The sequence below is a fragment of the Streptomyces sp. NPDC006544 genome, from assembly GCF_040611715.1.
In the GTDB taxonomy this organism is placed as follows: domain Bacteria; phylum Actinomycetota; class Actinomycetes; order Streptomycetales; family Streptomycetaceae; genus Streptomyces.
Genome location: NZ_JBEXOV010000002.1, coordinates 14,432 through 31,330, shown reverse-complemented (window position 1 = coordinate 31,330; position 16,899 = coordinate 14,432). Strand labels below are relative to the sequence as shown.

Here is a 16,899-nt window from a genome sequence, read left to right as displayed (position 1 = left end):
GATCCGGGCGGAAGTCTGGGCAGGAGGGCCCGCAGAGGGGCCGTCGGCGGCCGGGCGGCCCTACCCCGGCACGGCGGTGGCGCGATCCCGACCGGGCGGTGGCGCGGACCCGACCCGGCGATGCGTTCACGAACAGGTCACGAACGGGCTACGGCGTCCGCATCCCGTGACGCTCCTGTGACCTGCGCCACTCCCGCTTCGCGCTGCCGAAAGGGGGCTTGGCCATCTGCCCGGCGGGATGGTAGGCCAGGGATCATTCCGGACTTATTTCGAAAAACCCATGATCACAGCCTTGCGACGGGGTGTCCGTTTAGCCCGTTAGGGCGTCAATAAGTGGTCCGACGCGCCCGGTTAACGGCCTTCGCGCACAACTGTGGCGCAGACCACGTTTCTTGAAGGGAACCGTGACGCCCTGATAGCGGTTGTACCCATGTCCCTCACCGCTCACATACCCAGCCACCGGAAGCCCCGCCGCAGCGCCTCGAAGCTCGCGGTCCGCGCCGGAGTTGCCGGTGGCGTCCTCAGCACCCTGGCGATGGCCGGCACCGCCAGCGCCACGCCCTCCGCCGAGCCCGCGCACGAGACCACCCTCGAGATGCCGGTCCTCAACATGGACCTGGCCGCCGAGGTGTCCTCGTCCGTCGCCAAGGCCGCGGAGAACACTCGGGCCGCCGCCGTGGACGGCGAGCTCAACGCCCTGGAGGAGAGCGCCCGCACCGGCGCCGCCGCCGAGGCCAAGAAGGCCAAGGAAGACGCGCAGCAGAAGGCCGACGCCGAGCAGAAGGCGAAGGAGGAAGCCGACCGCAAGGCCGAGTCCGAGCGCGCCAACCGCAGCTCCGCCCGCGCCTCGCTGTCGGCCAAGTCCGCCTCGGCGCCCTCGGAGGGCTCCTCCTCGCAGGGCTCCGGCACCGTCTCCGCCCCGGCGACCGGTTCCGCCGCCGCCATCGTGAACTTCGCCCGCGCGCAGGTCGGCAAGGCCTACGTCACGGGTGGCACCGGCCCGTCCTCGTTCGACTGCTCGGGTCTGGTCCAGGCCGCGTACCGACAGGCCGGCATCAGCCTGCCGCGCATGTCGCAGGCGCAGTCCTCGGCCGGTACCTCGGTCTCCCTGAACGCCCTTCAGCCCGGCGACATCCTGTACTGGGGTGCCAAGGGCAGTGCTTACCACGTGGCCGTCTACGTCGGCGGCGGCAAGTTCGTCGGCGCGCAGAACTCCAGCACCGGCATCGTCGAGCGCTCCCTGAGCTACGACAAGCCGACGGGCGCCGTCCGCGTCCTCTGACCGAACCGTTCGACGGATCCGCCCGCGTACGTCCGTCCCCGCGGACGCGCGAAGGCCGGTACTCCCCCGCTCGGGGGTGGAGTACCGGCCTTTCGGCTGCCCTGGGCCCGTACGCGGGGCCGCAGGGGTCGTTGGGGCCTCCTGAGGGCTCTGATGCCCCGGGGACCCGCCCGGGGCCGTCGTGGACCGCTCGGGGCCGCCACTGCGGGCCCCGTTGCCTTCCGTCCCGTCGCCGCGGGCCCCTCGCCGCGGGCCCGGCCGCCGGTCTCAGTCGGAGCGGAACGTGGCCGAGGTGATCTTGTTCTTGAAGTTGATGCTCGCGTTGCCCACGTAGCCCGGGGGGACCGACCCGACGAGGCCGCCGAGGTTGATCTCGGTGGCCACCCGCCAGGTGTAGGTGTCGCGGTTGCGGTAGGACGCGGTGTCGTCGTCCACCAGCCCGGCGATGCCGGTGCAGTTGTACGGGCCGGTGAAGTAGTCGTTGGCGAAGTTCCAATCCGACCCGTACAGGTCGAAAACGCAACCCCCGGAGTTCGAGTTGTAGTAGAGGCCGAACTCGGAGTCCTCCAGATAGCCGTTCCGCTCCGTAGCGGCCGACGGGCCGGCCGTCGCCACCAGAACGGCCCCCACCGAAACCGCGGCGGCACAGCCGGCGGCGAGTTTTCGAATGACTTTGTTCATCAGGTACGCCTCTGTCTTCGGATCTTCAAGGAATTCCGTCCAGCCCGGGATTCAACCCGCCGGACCGTTCCGGAGCAAGCATCTTCTCGGCTTACCGGCGCACAACTGGCCTGGCTCATACCGGGCTTGTCCGCTCCATCGGCGCCCGCCTACGATCGCCCGGCGGCGAGCGCCCCGCCGCCGCACCCTCCAGTCCTTCCGCCCGCACCTCCGGACGCGCTCGTTCCATTCCACCGACCGCAAGGGAAACGACGTGCGCGTACGCGATTTCGCCCTGTTAGTCCTCATGTGCAGCGCACTGACCGGATGCGGGGAAAAGGGAATGCAGCAGGCGGACACCGGGGCGATGCCCGGCGCCTCACCCGGCACCTCCCCCGGGGCGACGCTGGCGACGCCCGGCGCCTCCCCCGGCTCTCGGGCGAATCCCTCGGCCGTGGCCGCGGAAATGCCCTTCTACCGGTGCATGGAGGAGCACGGACTGACCCTCGCCTACCGGGACAGCGGAATCCCCCGGGTGGTGGAGGAGGACGGTCCGCGGTTCGCCGCGGCGCAGGAGACCTGCCTGCCGCTGCGCCCGTCGCGCACCCCCGTACAGGCTGCTCCCCGGGACCTCACCGCCGCGCGGATGGCGTCCGAGTGCATGCGGGCGCAGGGCATCGACTGGTATCCGGACCCGGATCCGGTCACGGGCGAGATCAACCAGGCGGCCGGCGGGACCCCCGCGCAGTGGTCGGCGCTGAAGCAGGATCACATGGACGCCATGCTGAAGTGCATGCCCAGGCCGTGAGCGGTCCGCGGGCCGGACGGCCCCGGACTGGGCGGGGGTGGCCGCTCAGCCGGGGGTGGCCGATGAGGCGAGGGTGGCCGCCAGCTTGAAGCGGGCCTCGCGCTGCTTCTTGTACAGCGCGAGCGTCTGCGCGTGCTCCTCCACCAGCCGCTTCTGGTAGGCCTCCTCCACCGCCGCCCAGATGCCCACGAGGTTCACCTCGCGCTTGCAGGCGACGTCGGCCTTGGCCGCCGCGATCGCCTTGGGACCGCCCGGGCCTCCGTCCGGCCCCGCGGCCGGGCCGCCGTCCAGGCCGAGCTTCTCGGTGACGTCGTACGGTGATTTCACCTCGCCGTAGCCCGATTTCGCCATGCACGCCGACCAGTTCTTCAGCACCTCGACGACCCGGGAGTCCCGTTTGGACCGGTCGTGCGCTTCCGAGGCCAGCCCGAAGGGGAAGAGCAGGTCGACGCTGTCCTTGGTCGGGGCGTACAGCTTGCGGTACCCCTCCCGCCCGCACCCGCCGGACGGCACCTTCTGGCCGCCGGCCGTCAGGCCGCTGTCCAGCTGCGCGGCCTCCTCCTCCGTCCGGGCGTCGGCGGGCGGCTGACTGGTTCGGGTGCCGCGCTGCTCGCCGTTCAGGACCACGTACGCGCTGTCGCTGACTTCGGGGGCGGGCGGTTTGACCGGGCTGCCCGCGCCCGCCGTCTGGTCGTAGCCGTGCGCAGCGGCGTACGCCGGGTCGGCCAGGCCGAAGAGGTAGCGGTGCCGGTCCTCGGGCGCCGCGCCGGGGGCCCCCTGCCGCGGTGTCGGGCCCTCGTACGTGAACCCGTACCGGGCCATGCACTGGGAGACGAGCATCCCCTGCACCTGGGCCATCCGGCCCGCCTCGGCGTCGGTGTCCGTGTACGCGTCCATGGGCAGCGAGAGCGCGGACGTGGCGGGCCGGACCGCCACCGGTCCGAGCTCGGGCTCGCCCTTCCCGTCCGCGCCCCCGCCGCCGCCCTGACCGCAGCCCGCCAGCAGCGCGGCCGCCAGCAGGACGGCCGCGGGGGCGGCTGCGGGCCGGGGGCGGCGGGTGGGACGCATCGGGGAGCTCCTTCTGGGGGCGGTGGCGCGGTGGTTCGGGGGTGCGGTGGTGCGGTGGTTCGGTGGCTGGTGGACGGTGACGGCGGATCAGAGGACAAGGGCGGCTGAGCTGATCTCGTTCGTGAAGGTGGTCGAGGCGATTCCCCGGTAACCGGCCGGGAGCGTGCCGGCCTTTCCGCCGAGGTTCTCGTCCTGTGCCTCGCGTATTCCCTCGCTTTCCGAGTGAAAGGCGGGTACGGCGACAGGACGTTCCGGGGGATGGACACCCGGCCGGGATTCAACCGTCCGCCGCCGATCGCGAGCAAGCAGTTTTGAGCCTGCCGGATCCTCAGATTGTTTGGCAAGGAGGGGACTTGCGGACTTCGGAAGGCGCGCCTTAACTGTCACGCGGCGCGCCCCGGGCCGTCCCTCCCACGGACGCGCCCGTTCCATTTTTCTCACGCCCAAGGAATCGCCGTCGTGCGCGCACGTCATTTGGTCCCACCGCACCGCGTATGCATTCCCTTGGCCGGGTGCGCGGAGGGAGAGCGGGAGCCCGGGGCCGAGGACGGGCCGCCGCACGCCTCCGTACTCCAGACGTGCCGGAACCCCCGTTGACCCGCCTCGAACCCCACCGACCCCGCCAGGCCGCCGGCGAGGACGAACCCACGGACCACGCCGGGGCGGAGGCGGACACCGGATCCGATCCCGGGGCCGAGCGCTCGGCCGGGCCCTGGGCCGGGACCGGGGACGAGGCCAGGGACGAGGCCAGGGCCGGGCGCTCGGAGCGGGGCAGGTCCGGGCGTCAGGGTCCGGCCGGGGTCGCGCGCGGGCGGCGAGTCGTGCTCGGGGTGGTCGGGGGAGCCGCGTTGATGGCGGTGGGCGGGTTGCTCACCACCACGTGGGTGCGGTCCCCGGCCCAGGTGGTGGCGGACACCGCGCCGCCCGCGCAGGGCGCGTTGACCGCCGAGGTCGAGCGGCGGGTGCTCGCCGAGACCGTCGTGATGCGCGGGACCGTGGTCGCGGACCAGAGCGTCTCCGTGTCCCCGCAGGGGATACGGACCCCTGGGAGTGACGGCGCGGGCGCGGGCGCGGCCGTGGTGACCAAGCTGCCGCTGAAGGCGGGGGATCCCGTCCGGGCGGGCCAGTTGCTCGCCGAGGTGTCCGGCCGGCCGGTGTTCGCCCTGCACGGCGGCCTGCCGATGTACCGGGACCTCAAGCCGGGCGCCACCGGCGATGACGTCGCGCAGCTCCAGCAGGCGCTGCGCGAACTCGGGCACGACACCGGCGCGGACGCCACGGGCGTGTTCGGGTCCGGTACGAAGGCGGCGCTCGCGGCGCGCTACCACGCCGTCGGATACGCCCCGCTCCCCGCCGTGGCCGACGGCGGTACGTCGCTCAAGGCGGCGCGGGAGGCCGTGCGCTCGGCCCAGTGGGCCGTGGAGGACGCGGAGGCGGTCGTCGCGGGCGGAGGCGCGGGCGGGGGCGCGGGCGGGGCCGGTTCCGGCGCCTCGACCGGGCCGGCCGGCGCCACGGCCCCGGGAGGCCGGGGCTCCGCCGAGTCCGGCGGCACCGGAAGTTCCGGGGCCACGGGGAGCATCGGGGGCACGGGGAGCGCCGGAGGTTCGACAGCCTCCGGAGCCACGGCGGGCGCGGGCATCGGGGTCGCGGCGGCCACGGCCGGGCCCGGTGCGGGCGCCGGGGGGGCCGGGGGATCGGTGGACGCCGGGGCTCGGCGGGCCCTCGACCGGGCCCGGCAGTCGCTCGTCGAGGCACGGGCCGCGCTCGCGGTGGCCGAGGCCGCCGACGGGCCGATGCTGCCCGCCGCCGAGACGGTGTTCCTCGGAGGTTTCCCCGCACGGGTCAGCGCGGTCAGCGCACGCATCGGCGCCCCCGTGTCCGGTCCGGTGCTGACCTTGTCCGCCGGTGAACTCGTCGTCGAGGCCTATCTCAAGGACGACAGGAAGCAGCTGCTGCGCGCCGGGATGACGGTGGTGATCTCCTCGGAGCTCGCGGGCAGCGACACCCGGGCCAAGGTGGTGTCGGTCGCCACCGAACGCTCGAGCGCCCCGCCCTCGGGGCCGCAGCAGGGCCAGGGCCAGGGCCAGGGCCAGGTCCCGGGCCAGGTCCCCGGCAGCGGTGGCGGCGGAGCCGGTGGTGGCGGAGCCGATCTCGGCTACCGGATGGTCGTCCGCCCGGACCAGCCGTTGCCCGCCTCCTTCGCCGGGCAGGACGTACGGCTCACCATCGAGTCGGCCGCCACCGACGGCGAGGCCCTCGTCGTCCCGGTCACCGCGGTCTCCGCGGGCGCGGACGGCCGTACGGTCGTCACGGCCGTGGCCGCCGACGGCGCGCAGCGGCGCATCGAGGTCCGCACCGGCACCACCGGCGACGGCTTCGTGGCCGTCACCCCGGTGGAGCCGGGCTCGCTCGCCCCCGGAACCAAGGTGGTCACCGGCGTCGCCCGCAAGGGAACCCCCGGATGAGGTTCCGCTTCCGCCGGCCCGGCCCCCCGCCGGAGTACGACCCCGGAGGCTTGGGTGAGGGGGGCGTCACCGTGCCCGTCACCGTGCCCGTCATCGAGTTCCGGGAGGTCGGGCTCGTCTATCCCGGGCCGCCGCCCGTCGAGGCGCTGCGGGGGTGTGAGCTGGTCGTGCGGCGCGGGGAGTTCGTGACCGTCGTCGGGCCTTCCGGGTCCGGGAAGTCCACCTTCCTCAACGTCGCCGGGCTGCTCGATTCGCCCACCGCCGGCCGCTACCTGCTCGACGGGGTCGACACCGCCCGGCTGCCCGACCGTGAGCGCACCGCCCTGCGCGGGCGCCGGATCGGCTTCGTCTTCCAGTCCTTCCACCTGCTGCCCCACCGCTCGGCCCTGGAGAACGTCACCCTCGCGATGCTCTACACCGAAGTGCCGCGCCGCCAGCGCCTCGTTCGGGCCCGCGAGGCCCTCGACCAGGTCGGGCTCGGGCACCGGGCCGACGCCGTCCCCGGGCGGCTCTCCGGCGGCGAACGCCAGCGCGTCGCCATCGCCCGCGCCCTGGTGGGGCGCCCCTCGCTGCTGCTCTGTGACGAGCCGACCGGAAATCTCGACTCCGCCAACGCCGCCTCCGTACTCGCGCTGCTCGACGCGCTGCACGGCGCGGGCCTGACCGTGCTCGTGATCACCCACGATCCGGACGTGGCCCGGCGCGGGCAGCGGACCGTGACCATCCGCGACGGGCGGCTGAACTCGTGAAACCCTTCACCAGCCCCAGCCCCGGCTCCAGTCCCGCCCCCCACCGCCCCCGCATCCCGCGCACGCGGCTCTCCGTGCGCGACGCCCTCGGCGAGGCCGTCGCCGGGATGGTGCGCCGGCCCGGGCGGACCGTCCTGACCGCGCTCGGAACCGTGCTTGGCGTGGGGAGTTTCGTCGCCGTCCTCGGGCTGACCGCCACCCTCTCCTCCCAGATCGACGGCCGCTTCAACGCCCTCACCGCCACCGAGGTGACCGTCGAGGACATCGCCGCCCGCCAGGACCCCTTCGCCGCCCCCGGCTTCCCCGCGGACGCCGAACAGCGGCTGCGCCAGGTCGCCGGGATCGAGCACGCGGGGGTGTTGTGGACGGTGCGCCTGGACCCCTCGGCCACGCTCGGCTCGCTGCCCTCCGGCGGCACCCGCGCCACCGGCACCCCCGTCGTCGCCGCCTCCCCGGGGGCGGTGGCCGCGCTCGCGCCGACCCTGCAGCAGGGCAGGCTCTACGACGAGTTCGCGGAGCGGAGCCACCAGCGCGTGGTGGTCGTCGGGAGCGGGGTCGCGGAGCGCCTCGGCATCACCACCCTCGCGACGCGCCCCGCCCTGTACATCGGTCAGGAGCCGTTCACCGTCGCCGGGATCGTCTCCGACGTGCGCAGGCGGCCCGAGCACCTGCTCTCGGTGCTGGTCCCCCGGGCCACCGCCGAGGAGTTGTGGGGCCCGCCGGAGCCGGGCGCCGCGAGCATGCTGATCTCCACCGACCTCGGGGCCGCCCGCCAGGTCGCCGCCCTCGCCCCGCTGGCCCTGCGCCCCGACCACCCCGACCACCTGAAGGCCGTCCCACCTCCGGACCCGCGGCTGCTGCGCTCCGGCGTCGGCTCCGACCTGAGCGCGCTGTTCCTGCTGCTGGCCGGGATCTGCCTGGTCATCGGCGCGGTCGGGATCGCCAACACCACGCTGGTCGCGGTCCTGGAGCGGACGGCCGAGATCGGGCTGCGGCGGACCCTGGGGGCGCGCGGGCGGCACGTGGCGGCGCAGTTCCTCACGGAGTCCGCCGCGTTGGGCGCGCTGGGCGGCCTGGTGGGGACCTCCCTCGGCGAACTCACCGTCGTCGCCGTGTCCCTGGTCCGGGACTGGACCCCGGTGATCCATCCGGTGACGGTCGCCGTCGCCCCGCTCGTCGGGCTGCTGACCGGACTGCTCGCCGGGGTCCATCCCGCCTGGCGGGCGGCACGTGTCGAACCGGCCGAAGCCCTGCGAAGATAGGTCCGGCGAGCCCGCCCGAGTCCCGCCAGAAGGTGGTGATCCGTGATCACCAGGCCGTCCGACGCATCCTCCGGCCCCGACCGCAGCCGTGGCCCCGGCCACGACGCCCTAGCCGCCCAAGCCGCCCAGACCGCCCAGACCGCCGATCCCACGTCCCTCCCGGCCGCCGCGGGGCTGGGTCTGCTGTCCCTGGGCGGCTGGCTGCTGACCACCTCGCGCCCCTGGCAGAAGCCCGGTTCGCCGCTCACGCTCACCCTCGACTGGACGGCCTCGGCGACACTGCTGCTCTGCGGTCTGCTCCTCCTGGCCCGCTGTGTCCGGACCGTCCACCGCCCGGCCGCAGCCCCGTACGCGGTCCCGTACGCCGACCCCTGCGCCATCCCCCGGCAGCCGTGCGATCCGGGTGGCGGTTCTCCCGGTTCCCTCGATCCGTCCGATCAGTCCGATCACTCCGGTCCGTCCGCCGCACCTGCGCGGCCGACGGACCGGTGACGTCACGAGGCGCGAACGGTCACGGCCACACCCCACGAGCCGGGCCGCTCGACTGTCCGGCGAACGGCCCGGCGTGGAACCGTCAAGCGCGGGGAGCCACCTTCGAGAGGCCGTTGATGACGCGGTCCATCGCGTCGCCGCCCGTCGGGTCGGTGAGGTTGGCCAGCATCTTCAGGGTGAACTTCATCAGCACCGGGTGGGACAGGCCGCGCTGGGTGGCGATCTTCATGATCTTCGGGTTTCCGATGAGCTTCACGAACGCGCGGCCCAGCGTGTAGTAGCCGCCGTAGGTCTCCTTGAGGACCTTCGGGTAGCTGTGCAGGGTCAGTTCGCGCAGCGCGGGCGTGGCGCGGGAGTGGGCCTGGACGATGACGTCGGCGGCGATCTGGCCGGACTCCATCGCATAGGCGATGCCCTCGCCGTTGAACGGGTTGACGAGCCCGCCCGCGTCACCGACGAGCAGCAGGCCCTTGGTGTAGTGCGGCTGCCGGTTGAAGGCCATCGGGAGGGCCGCGCCGCGGATCGGCTGCGTCATGTTCTCGGGGGTGTAGCCCCAGTCCTCCGGCATGGACGCGCACCAGGCCTTCAGGACCTCGCGCCAGTCCAGCTCCTTGAAGGCGGAGGAGGAGTTGAGGATGCCGAGGCCGACGTTGGAGGTTCCGTCGCCCATGCCGAAGATCCAGCCGTAGCCGGGCAGCAGGCGGTCCTCGGCGCCGCGCCGGTCCCACAGCTCCAGCCAGGACTCCAGGTAGTCGTCGTCGTGCCGGGGCGAGGTGAAGTACGTACGGACGGCGACGCCCATCGGGCGGTCCTCGCGGCGGTGCAGGCCCATCGCGAGGGAGAGGCGCGAGGAGTTGCCGTCGGCCGCGACGACCAGCGGGGCGCTGAAGGTGACCGGGGTCTTCTCCTCGCCCAGCTTGGCCCGCACGCCCGTGATGTGGCCGGTACGGGGGTCACGGACGGGCTCGCCGACGTTGCAGCGCTCGTAGAGGCGGGCACCGGCCTTCTGCGCCTGGCGGGCCAGGGTCTCGTCGAAGTCGTCGCGCTTGCGGACGAGGCCGTAGTCGGGGAAGGAGGCGAGTTCCGGCCAGTCCAGCTGGAGCCGCTGTCCGCCGCCGATGATCCGCAGGCCCTTGTTGCGGAGCCAGCCGGCCTCTTCGGAGATGTCGATGCCCATCGACACCAGCTGCTTCGTGGCGCGCGGCGTCAAGCCGTCGCCGCAGACCTTCTCGCGGGGGAACGCCGTCTTCTCCAGGAGCAGGACGTCGAGTCCGGCCTTGGCCAGGTAGTAGGCGGTGGTCGAGCCGGCGGGCCCGGCCCCGACGACGATCACGTCCGCGGAGTGCTCGGAGAGGGGCTCGGTCACGGCGGGGTCTCCCGGAAGGCTCGTAATGGGGTGCCGGGGGGCACCAGACGTGTGCAGTCTATGCAGCGAGAGAGATCGCGATTCGAAGGGCTGCCCACTGTGACCACCTCGCCGACCCGGCCGCTCCCCGCCGTCCAGCTCCGTGTGCCCACGGACGAGGACGCGCACGCGTGGTACCGCATCTTCAACGACCGTGACGTCATGGAGTTCCTCGGGGGGCCGGCCGAGCCGTCCCTGTACGAGGAGATGACCGCGCGGCAGCGGATGCACGACGCCCGTCTCGGTTTCTGCCTGTGGACGCTGCTGGACGCCGACGGGGAGGTCATCGGCTTCGCCGGAGCCCAGCCTTGGCCGGCGGAGAAGGGGTGGGGGCCGGTCGGTGAGATCGAGATCGGCTGGCGGCTCGGCCGTGCGGCGTGGGGCCGGGGGTACGCGTACGCCGCCGCGCTGGCGACCGTGGAGCGGCTCCGGGAGGCGGGGCCGTCGCGCGTGGTGGCGATGATCGACGCCCGCAACGCCCGCTCGGTGGCGGTCGCGGAGCGCCTGGGCATGACCCTGGCGGAGGAATTCCCCAACCCGGTGGGCGACCTGAGCCGTCGCTACGAACTGACGCTGCCGCACGTGGCGGACGTGGCGGCCCTGCCGGACGTGGCGGCCCTGCCGGCCCCGCGGGCGTAGGACCGCGCCTCGCGCCCGGCGGGCCCCGGCCCCCGGGCGCCCGGGCGCGAGGCGCGAGGCCCTGGGCGCGAGGCCCTGGGCGCGACGACGCCCCGACGCCCGAGGCGTCAGAAGACGGAGAGCCCCGTCAGGGTCGTGAACCGGTCCAGTGCCGCCACCGCCGCCACCGAGTTGCCCTGCGGGTCGAGCCCCGGGCTCCACGCGGCCAGCGTGCACGCGCCCGGGACCACCGCGACGATCCCGCCGCCCACACCGCTCTTGCCCGGCAGGCCGACCCGGTAGGCGAACTCCCCCGCCGCGTCGTACGTCCCGCACGTGAGCATGACCGCGTTGATCTGCTTCGCCTCGCTGCGCGTCAGCAGCCTCGTGCCGTCCGCGCGCAGCCCGTGGCGCGCCAGGAAGCGGCTCGCGCGGGCGAGGTCGGCGCAGCTCATCTCGATCGAGCACTGCCAGAAGTAGTGCTCGAGGAGGGCCGGCACCGGATTGTCGATGTTCCCGTACGAGGCCATGAAGTGGGCCACGGCCGCGTTGCGGTCCCCGTGCTCGTGCTCGGAGGCGGCGACCTCCGCGTCGAAGGCGAGGTCCGGGTTGCCGCTCTCCTCGCGGAGGAAGTCCAGCAGTTCGCTGCTCGCGTCACCCGTCAGGGTCAGCAGCCGGTCGGTGACGACGAGCGCGCCCGCGTTGATGAAGGGGTTGCGCGGGATGCCGTTCTCGTACTCCAGCTGCACGAGGGAGTTGAACGGGTTGCCGGAGGGTTCCCGTCCCACCCGCTCCCACAGGCTGTCGCCGCCCTCGGCGAGCGCGAGCGCCAGCGCGAAGACCTTGGTGATGGACTGGGCGGAGAACGGCGTCCGCCAGTCCCCCACCCCGAAGACGTTGCCGTCGAGGTCGGCGATGGCCATGCCGAACTGCCGGGGGTCCACGGAGGCCAGCGCCGGGATGTACTCGGCGGGGGTGCCGCCGCCCACCAGCGGGGCGATGTCGGCGGCGACCTGCTCCAACAGCGCTTGGTAGTCCATCGCCGTGGCCCGTCCTACCGCTTGACGCCGCGGTGCAGCGCCACGATGCCGCCGCTCAGGTTCCGCCAGGCCACCTGGGACCAGCCGGCCTTCTGCAGCAGCGCCGCCAGCTCCGGCTGGTCGGGCCAGGCGCGGATGGAGTCGGCGAGGTACACGTACGCGTCGGGGTTGGAGGAGACCGCGCGGGCCACCGGCGGCATCGCGCGCATCAGGTACTCGGTGTACACGGTCCGGAAGGGCGCCCAGGTGGGCTGCGAGAACTCGCAGATCACCACCTGGCCCCCGGGCTTGGTGACCCGGTACAGCTCGCGCAGGGCGGCGTCGGTGTCCTGGACGTTGCGCAGGCCGAAGGAGATCGTGACGCTGTCGAAGACCCCGTCCTTGAACGGCAGCTTCGTCGCGTCGCCGGCGGTCAGCGGGAGCCAGGGGTTGCGCTTCTTGCCCTCGCGGAGCATGCCGAGGGAGAAGTCGCAGGGGACGACGTACGCGCCGGTCGCGGCGAAGGGCAGCGAGGACGTGGCCGTGCCGGCGGCCAGGTCGAGGACCTTGTGGCCGGGGCGCGCGCCGACCGCCTTGGCGACCTCCTTGCGCCACAGGCGGGCCTGCCCGAGGGAGAGGACGTCGTTGGTGAGGTCGTAGTTCGCCGCCACACCGTCGAACATGGAGGCGACTTCGTGCGGCTGCTTGTCCAGGGAAGCGGTGGTCACTGGCATTGGCCCCTCGGGTGCGGTGCGAATGGTTCGGCGTGGTCCGGCGCGGGTCCCGGAGGGGTCCGGCGGATACCGGGCCATTCTCGCAGGCCGTCCCCGGGTCCCGCTCAGCGGCGGCGGTGCAGCAGCCTGCCGCCGATGACCGTGGCCACGCAGGTAGTCGGACCCCGCTCCAGGAGCTCCGCCGGGCCGTCCACGGCGAAGGCGGCGAACCGGGCCGGTGCGCCCGGCTCCAGAGTCCCGTGGAAGGCCTGCTCCGCCGCGTCCCGCCCCGCGAACGGGTCCAGGCGGGCGGGGCCCTCGTAGGCGGCGGGCGGCAGGACGGCGAGCCCGGAGCGGATCACCGCCGTCCGCACGGCGGGGCTCGTGAAACGGCCGGTCACGGCCACCACCCCGCGCGCCAGGAGCTTCTGCGTGCCGCGCCGGGCGCTGTTGCCCCAGCGCGGCTCGGTCATCTTCAGGGCGGCCAGCGCCTCGGGGCCGCTGATCGGTCCGGTGCCGAGCTCGGTGGTCTCGTACGGGTCGTCCGGGTAGTACGTGCGCTCCAGCAGCTCGTCGCCGCCGCGGACCAGCAGCCCGGGGGTCAGCGTCCCGGGCCAGCGGCGGGTCCGCGCGTGCGGGGAGGCCGCGGCGAGCTCCTCGTACGGGCCCACGTCCGCGATCCTGTCGCCCTCGACGAGGACCGCGCCGCCGGGCAGCGGCGCGGATCCGCTCCCGGCGGGGCCGGTGACGAGGAGATCGGCGGTGTGGATCGTCAGCACCGGCGCGTCAGTTCGAGGAGATGAGCTTCAGCTCGGGGTGGGCCGTGCCGCCTTCGATGGCGGTGGAGGAGATGTGCGAGACGACGCGGTCGTCGACCGGGTCGTTCGCCGGGTCGTCGTGCACGAGGAGGTGCTCGTAGGTCGTCGCGCGCTGCGCCGGGACGCGGCCCGCCTTGCGGATCAGGTCGATGATCTCCATGCGGTTGGAGCGGTGCTTGGCACCGGCCGAGGAGACGACGTTCTCCTCCAGCATGATCGAGCCGAGGTCGTCGGCGCCGTAGTGCAGGGAGAGCTGGCCCGCCTCCTTGCCGACGGTGAGCCAGGAGCCCTGGATGTGGGCGATGTTGTCGAGGAAGAGCCGCGCGATGGCGATCATGCGCAGGTACTCGAAGACGGTCGCCTGGGTACGGCCCTTGAGGCGGTTGTTCTCGGGCTGGTAGGTGTACGGGATGAAGGCGCGGAAGCCGCCCGTACGGTCCTGGGTGTCACGGATCATCGCGATGTGCTCGATGCGCTCGGCGTTGGTCTCGCCGGTGCCCATCAGCATGGTGGAGGTGGATTCCACGCCCAGCGCGTGGGCGATCTCCATGATCTCCAGCCAGCGTTCGCCGGACTCCTTGAGCGGGGCGATCGCCTTGCGCGGCCGCTCCGGCAGCAGTTCGGCGCCGGCGCCCGCGAAGGAGTCGAGGCCGGCCGCGTGGATGCGGCTGATGGCCTCTTCGGCCGAGACGCCGGAGATGCGGGCCATGTGGTCGATCTCGGAGGCGCCGAGGGAGTGGATGACCAGCTGGGGGTAGGCCTTCTTGATGGCGGAGAAGTGGTGCTCGTAGTACTCCACGCCGAAGTCCGGGTGGTGGCCGCCCTGGAACATGATCTGGGTACCGCCGAGTTCGACGGTCTCCGCGCAGCGGCGCAGGATGTCGTCGAGGTCACGGGTCCAGCCCTTGTCCGTGTCCTTCGGGGCCGCGTAGAAGGCGCAGAACTTGCACGCCGTCACACACACGTTGGTGTAGTTGATGTTCCGCTCGATGATGTACGTCGCGATGTGCTCGGTACCGGCGTAGCGGAGGCGGCGCGCGGCGTCGGCGGCCTGGCCGAGCGCGTGCAGCGGCGCGTGGCGGTAGAGGTCGAGCGCCTCTTCCTTGGTGATCCGGCCCCCAGCGGCGGCGCGGTCGAGGACAGACTGGAGATCGGCCTGGTCGGTCACCGGTGCGTCACCTTTCGGCTGTGTCATTCGGCTTGTGTCAAGGGTCCGGACCGATCCAGCCTACGCCAGCGGCCGCGGCCGCCTCTCAGACACCCCCCAGGCCCGCGTAGACCACCCCGACCAGCGCTCCGCCCGCCATGAAGGGGCCGAAGGGGATCGGGGTGGTGCGGTCGCCGCGGCGCAGGACCATCAGGGCGAGGCCGTGCACCGCCCCCGCGAGGAAGGCGGCGAGGGTGCCGGCGAACAGGACGGGCCACCCGTACCAGCCGAGGACCTGGCCGACGGCGAGCGCGAGCTTGACGTCGCCGAAGCCCATGCCGCGCGGGTTGACGAGGTGGAGCAGGCCGTAGCAGCCGCCGAGGACGAGCCCGCCGAGCAGCGCGCGCCGCCAGGAGCCGCCGGCGCCGGGGACGAGGGAGGCCGCGCCGAGCGTGACGGCCGTCGCGGCGGCGAGCGGAAGGGTCAGCACGTCGGGGAGGCGGTGCACGGCCGCGTCCACGAGGCAGAGCAGGACGGTGAGCGGCGCGAGCAGCAGCCAGGCGAACAGTTCGGGCCGCCCGCCGACCCCCGCCCCGAGGGCGAGGCAGACGAGGGTGGTGAGCAGTACGGCCGCCCCGGCGGGCGCGAAGGCGGCCGTGCACCGGGGGCACGTCGCGCGGCCCAGCCAGCCGCGGGCCGGGCCCGTCAGGGGATGACCGGAGGGACAGGAGGAGCGCCACGGGCTGTCCGGCTCGACGGAGAGGCGGTAGACGACCCGGGGAACGAGCAGTCCGGTCGCCGCGCCCCAGAGCGCGACCGCCGCCACGAGCGCCGTGACGCCCATGGGTCCCACCCCCTTCAGCCAGCCGCCCCCGTACCCCGCGCCCCGACCCGCGACGGAGGAGAGGGCACGGTAGCAGCGGCTTCCGCACGCCTCAAGGAGTCCCGGAAAGCCTGGGGAAACAGCCCGTCAAACCGGCCCGGAGAGGGAAAGGGAACACATTCCCGCTCAAGAGGGCAATCGCCTTTCCCGGTGGGGGAAAGGCGAACGGTCATAAGCCTCGCTAATACCCCGCGGCTTCGACCGCCAGAAGCTCCACGGCCACATCCGACGCATAGCCGGTCGTCTCTCCCGTGCGCCTCGCGAATTCACGTACGCCGGCCAGCTGCTCCGAGCCGAAGCGGAAGTCGAGCGTCGTGAAGTAGCGCTCCAGGAGTTCCGCGTCGAAGGCCTCCCAGCGGGCCGCCTGCTCGGCGACCTTGGTGACTTCCTCCAAGGACACGTCCCGGGACGCGAGGAAGGCCTCGTGGACCTTGCGGACGACGTCCGGCTCACGCTTCAGGTAGTCCTTGCGGGCGGCCCAGACGGCGAAGACGAACGGCAGCCCCGTCCACTCCTTCCACATCTGCCCGAGGTCGTGCACGGCGAGTCCGAGCCGGGGCGCGTCGTGCAGCGAGGCGCGCAGCGCGGCGTCGCCGATCAGCACCGCCGCGTCCGCCTCCTGCATCATCACCCCCAGGTCCGGGGGGCAGGTGTAGTAGTCGGGACGCACGCCGTACTGCTCGGTGAGCAGCAGCTGAGCGAGGCGTACGGAGGTCCGCGAGGTCGATCCCAGGGCGACGCGGGCGCCGTCCAGCTGGTCCAGGGGCACCTGGGAGACGATCACGCAGGACATGACGGGACCGTCGCAGCCGACCGCGAGGTCGGGGAAGGCGACGAGGTCGTCGGCGTTGCGGAGGAACTCCACGAGGGTGATCGGACCGATGTCCAGGCCGCCCTGGACGAGGCTCGCACTGAGCTTCTCCGGGGTGTCCTTGGTCAGCTCCAGGTCCAGCAGCGTGCCGGTTCTCGCCAGCCCCCAGTAGAGGGGCAGGCAGTTCAGGAACTGAATGTGGCCGACACGGGGCCGGCTGCGATAGGCGTCCACATCGCGAGACTAGCCCCCCTGTCTCCGTCAGCCGTCTGGCGGGTCTCAAACGTCCGAGTGACGTGATCTTTCCCTCTGGTCTCGGCCGCGGGGTGCGTGCTAGGCTCGTCGCAAGTTGCAGTTTGGTTTCCCTTGCAGTACGAGGCCTGCGGAGAATGTGACCCGCAGGCTTTTGTAGTTTTCAGACTTCTTAGCAGGTTCTGGAGCAGGGCGACCCTTTGGCCCATAGGAGGGCTCATGGCTACCGGAACCGTCAAGTGGTTCAACGCTGAAAAGGGCTTCGGCTTCATCGCCCAGGACGGCGGCGGCCCGGATGTCTTCGTCCACTACTCCGCGATCAACGCCGCCGGCTTCCGCTCCCTCGAGGAGAACCAGCTGGTGAACTTCGACGTCACCCAGGGTCCGAAGGGCCCGCAGGCGGAGAACGTCACCCCGGCCTAGTCGCCTGGGCCAACCGGTCGCGGT

General features: G+C 72.8%; 17 protein-coding genes. 8 read left to right on the top strand and 9 right to left on the bottom strand.

Annotation, left to right across the window (positions count from 1 at the left end):
- The first annotated feature begins 430 nt into the window (after nt 1-430).
- Nucleotides 431-1,282 carry a C40 family peptidase gene (locus tag ABZY44_RS01155; protein ID WP_356649466.1) on the top strand — a complete coding sequence of 284 codons (852 nt, stop codon included), beginning with the start codon at nt 431-433 and terminating at the stop codon, nt 1,280-1,282.
- Between the two features lie 267 nt (nt 1,283-1,549).
- Here the strand turns inward: ABZY44_RS01155 and ABZY44_RS01150 are convergent, their stop codons facing one another.
- Nucleotides 1,550-1,963: a hypothetical protein gene (locus ABZY44_RS01150; protein ID WP_356649465.1), complete on the bottom strand. Its 414-nt coding sequence runs from the start codon at nt 1,961-1,963 to the stop codon at nt 1,550-1,552.
- Between the two features lie 322 nt (nt 1,964-2,285).
- On the opposite strand from ABZY44_RS01150, the gene ABZY44_RS01145 reads away from it, so the two are divergent.
- Nucleotides 2,286-2,750 (top strand): hypothetical protein, encoded by a 465-nt coding sequence (locus tag ABZY44_RS01145; RefSeq protein WP_356649464.1) that lies wholly within the window; start codon nt 2,286-2,288, stop codon nt 2,748-2,750.
- A 45-nt stretch (nt 2,751-2,795) separates the two neighbouring features.
- Here ABZY44_RS01145 and ABZY44_RS01140 read toward each other — a convergent pair whose 3' ends face one another.
- Nucleotides 2,796-3,818 (bottom strand): hypothetical protein, encoded by a 1,023-nt coding sequence (locus ABZY44_RS01140; RefSeq protein ID WP_356649463.1) that lies wholly within the window; start codon nt 3,816-3,818, stop codon nt 2,796-2,798.
- 578 nt (nt 3,819-4,396) lie between these two features.
- Between ABZY44_RS01140 and ABZY44_RS01135 the strand changes: the two genes are divergently transcribed.
- The 4 genes from ABZY44_RS01135 (at nt 4,397) to ABZY44_RS01120 (ending at nt 8,786) form a co-directional block, all read left to right on the top strand.
- Nucleotides 4,397-6,283, top strand: coding sequence for a peptidoglycan-binding domain-containing protein (locus ABZY44_RS01135; RefSeq protein ID WP_356649462.1), 1,887 nt, complete (start codon nt 4,397-4,399; stop codon nt 6,281-6,283).
- Nucleotides 6,284-6,354: 71 nt separating this feature from the next.
- Nucleotides 6,355-7,032, top strand: a complete 678-nt coding sequence (locus ABZY44_RS01130) for an ABC transporter ATP-binding protein (RefSeq protein WP_356649461.1) — start codon at nt 6,355-6,357, stop codon at nt 7,030-7,032.
- 53 nt (nt 7,033-7,085) lie between these two features.
- Nucleotides 7,086-8,294, top strand: a complete 1,209-nt coding sequence (locus tag ABZY44_RS01125) for an ABC transporter permease (RefSeq protein ID WP_356649585.1) — start codon at nt 7,086-7,088, stop codon at nt 8,292-8,294.
- A 42-nt stretch (nt 8,295-8,336) separates the two neighbouring features.
- Nucleotides 8,337-8,786, top strand: a complete 450-nt coding sequence (locus tag ABZY44_RS01120) for a hypothetical protein (RefSeq protein WP_356649460.1) — start codon at nt 8,337-8,339, stop codon at nt 8,784-8,786.
- Nucleotides 8,787-8,868: 82 nt separating this feature from the next.
- Here ABZY44_RS01120 and ABZY44_RS01115 read toward each other — a convergent pair whose 3' ends face one another.
- Nucleotides 8,869-10,152, bottom strand: a complete 1,284-nt coding sequence (locus tag ABZY44_RS01115) for a geranylgeranyl reductase family protein (protein WP_356649459.1) — start codon at nt 10,150-10,152, stop codon at nt 8,869-8,871.
- A 99-nt stretch (nt 10,153-10,251) separates the two neighbouring features.
- Here ABZY44_RS01115 and ABZY44_RS01110 point away from each other — a divergent pair, with 99 nt between their 5' ends.
- Nucleotides 10,252-10,830, top strand: a complete 579-nt coding sequence (locus ABZY44_RS01110; RefSeq protein ID WP_356649458.1) for a GNAT family N-acetyltransferase — start codon at nt 10,252-10,254, stop codon at nt 10,828-10,830.
- A gap of 107 nt (nt 10,831-10,937) precedes the next feature.
- Here the strand turns inward: ABZY44_RS01110 and ABZY44_RS01105 are convergent, their stop codons facing one another.
- The 6 genes from ABZY44_RS01105 to ABZY44_RS01080 form a co-directional block, all read right to left on the bottom strand.
- Nucleotides 10,938-11,849 carry a glutaminase gene (locus ABZY44_RS01105; RefSeq protein ID WP_356649457.1) on the bottom strand — a complete coding sequence of 304 codons (912 nt, stop codon included), beginning with the start codon at nt 11,847-11,849 and terminating at the stop codon, nt 10,938-10,940.
- A 14-nt stretch (nt 11,850-11,863) separates the two neighbouring features.
- Nucleotides 11,864-12,556, bottom strand: coding sequence for a demethylmenaquinone methyltransferase (locus ABZY44_RS01100; RefSeq protein ID WP_356649456.1), 693 nt, complete (start codon nt 12,554-12,556; stop codon nt 11,864-11,866).
- Between the two features lie 110 nt (nt 12,557-12,666).
- On the bottom strand, nt 12,667-13,320 hold the full coding sequence (locus tag ABZY44_RS01095; RefSeq protein WP_356649455.1) for a hypothetical protein: 654 nt from the start codon (nt 13,318-13,320) through the stop codon (nt 12,667-12,669).
- Between the two features lie 7 nt (nt 13,321-13,327).
- On the bottom strand, nt 13,328-14,527 hold the full coding sequence (mqnC, locus tag ABZY44_RS01090) for a cyclic dehypoxanthinyl futalosine synthase (RefSeq protein ID WP_356649584.1): 1,200 nt from the start codon (nt 14,525-14,527) through the stop codon (nt 13,328-13,330).
- Between the two features lie 85 nt (nt 14,528-14,612).
- Nucleotides 14,613-15,350, bottom strand: coding sequence for an A24 family peptidase (locus ABZY44_RS01085; RefSeq protein WP_356649454.1), 738 nt, complete (start codon nt 15,348-15,350; stop codon nt 14,613-14,615).
- A 220-nt stretch (nt 15,351-15,570) separates the two neighbouring features.
- Nucleotides 15,571-16,434: a menaquinone biosynthesis protein gene (locus ABZY44_RS01080; RefSeq protein ID WP_356649453.1), complete on the bottom strand. Its 864-nt coding sequence runs from the start codon at nt 16,432-16,434 to the stop codon at nt 15,571-15,573.
- Between the two features lie 237 nt (nt 16,435-16,671).
- Between ABZY44_RS01080 and ABZY44_RS01075 the strand changes: the two genes are divergently transcribed.
- Nucleotides 16,672-16,875: a cold-shock protein gene (locus tag ABZY44_RS01075; protein ID WP_112451444.1), complete on the top strand. Its 204-nt coding sequence runs from the start codon at nt 16,672-16,674 to the stop codon at nt 16,873-16,875.
- Nucleotides 16,876-16,899: the final 24 nt, after the last annotated feature.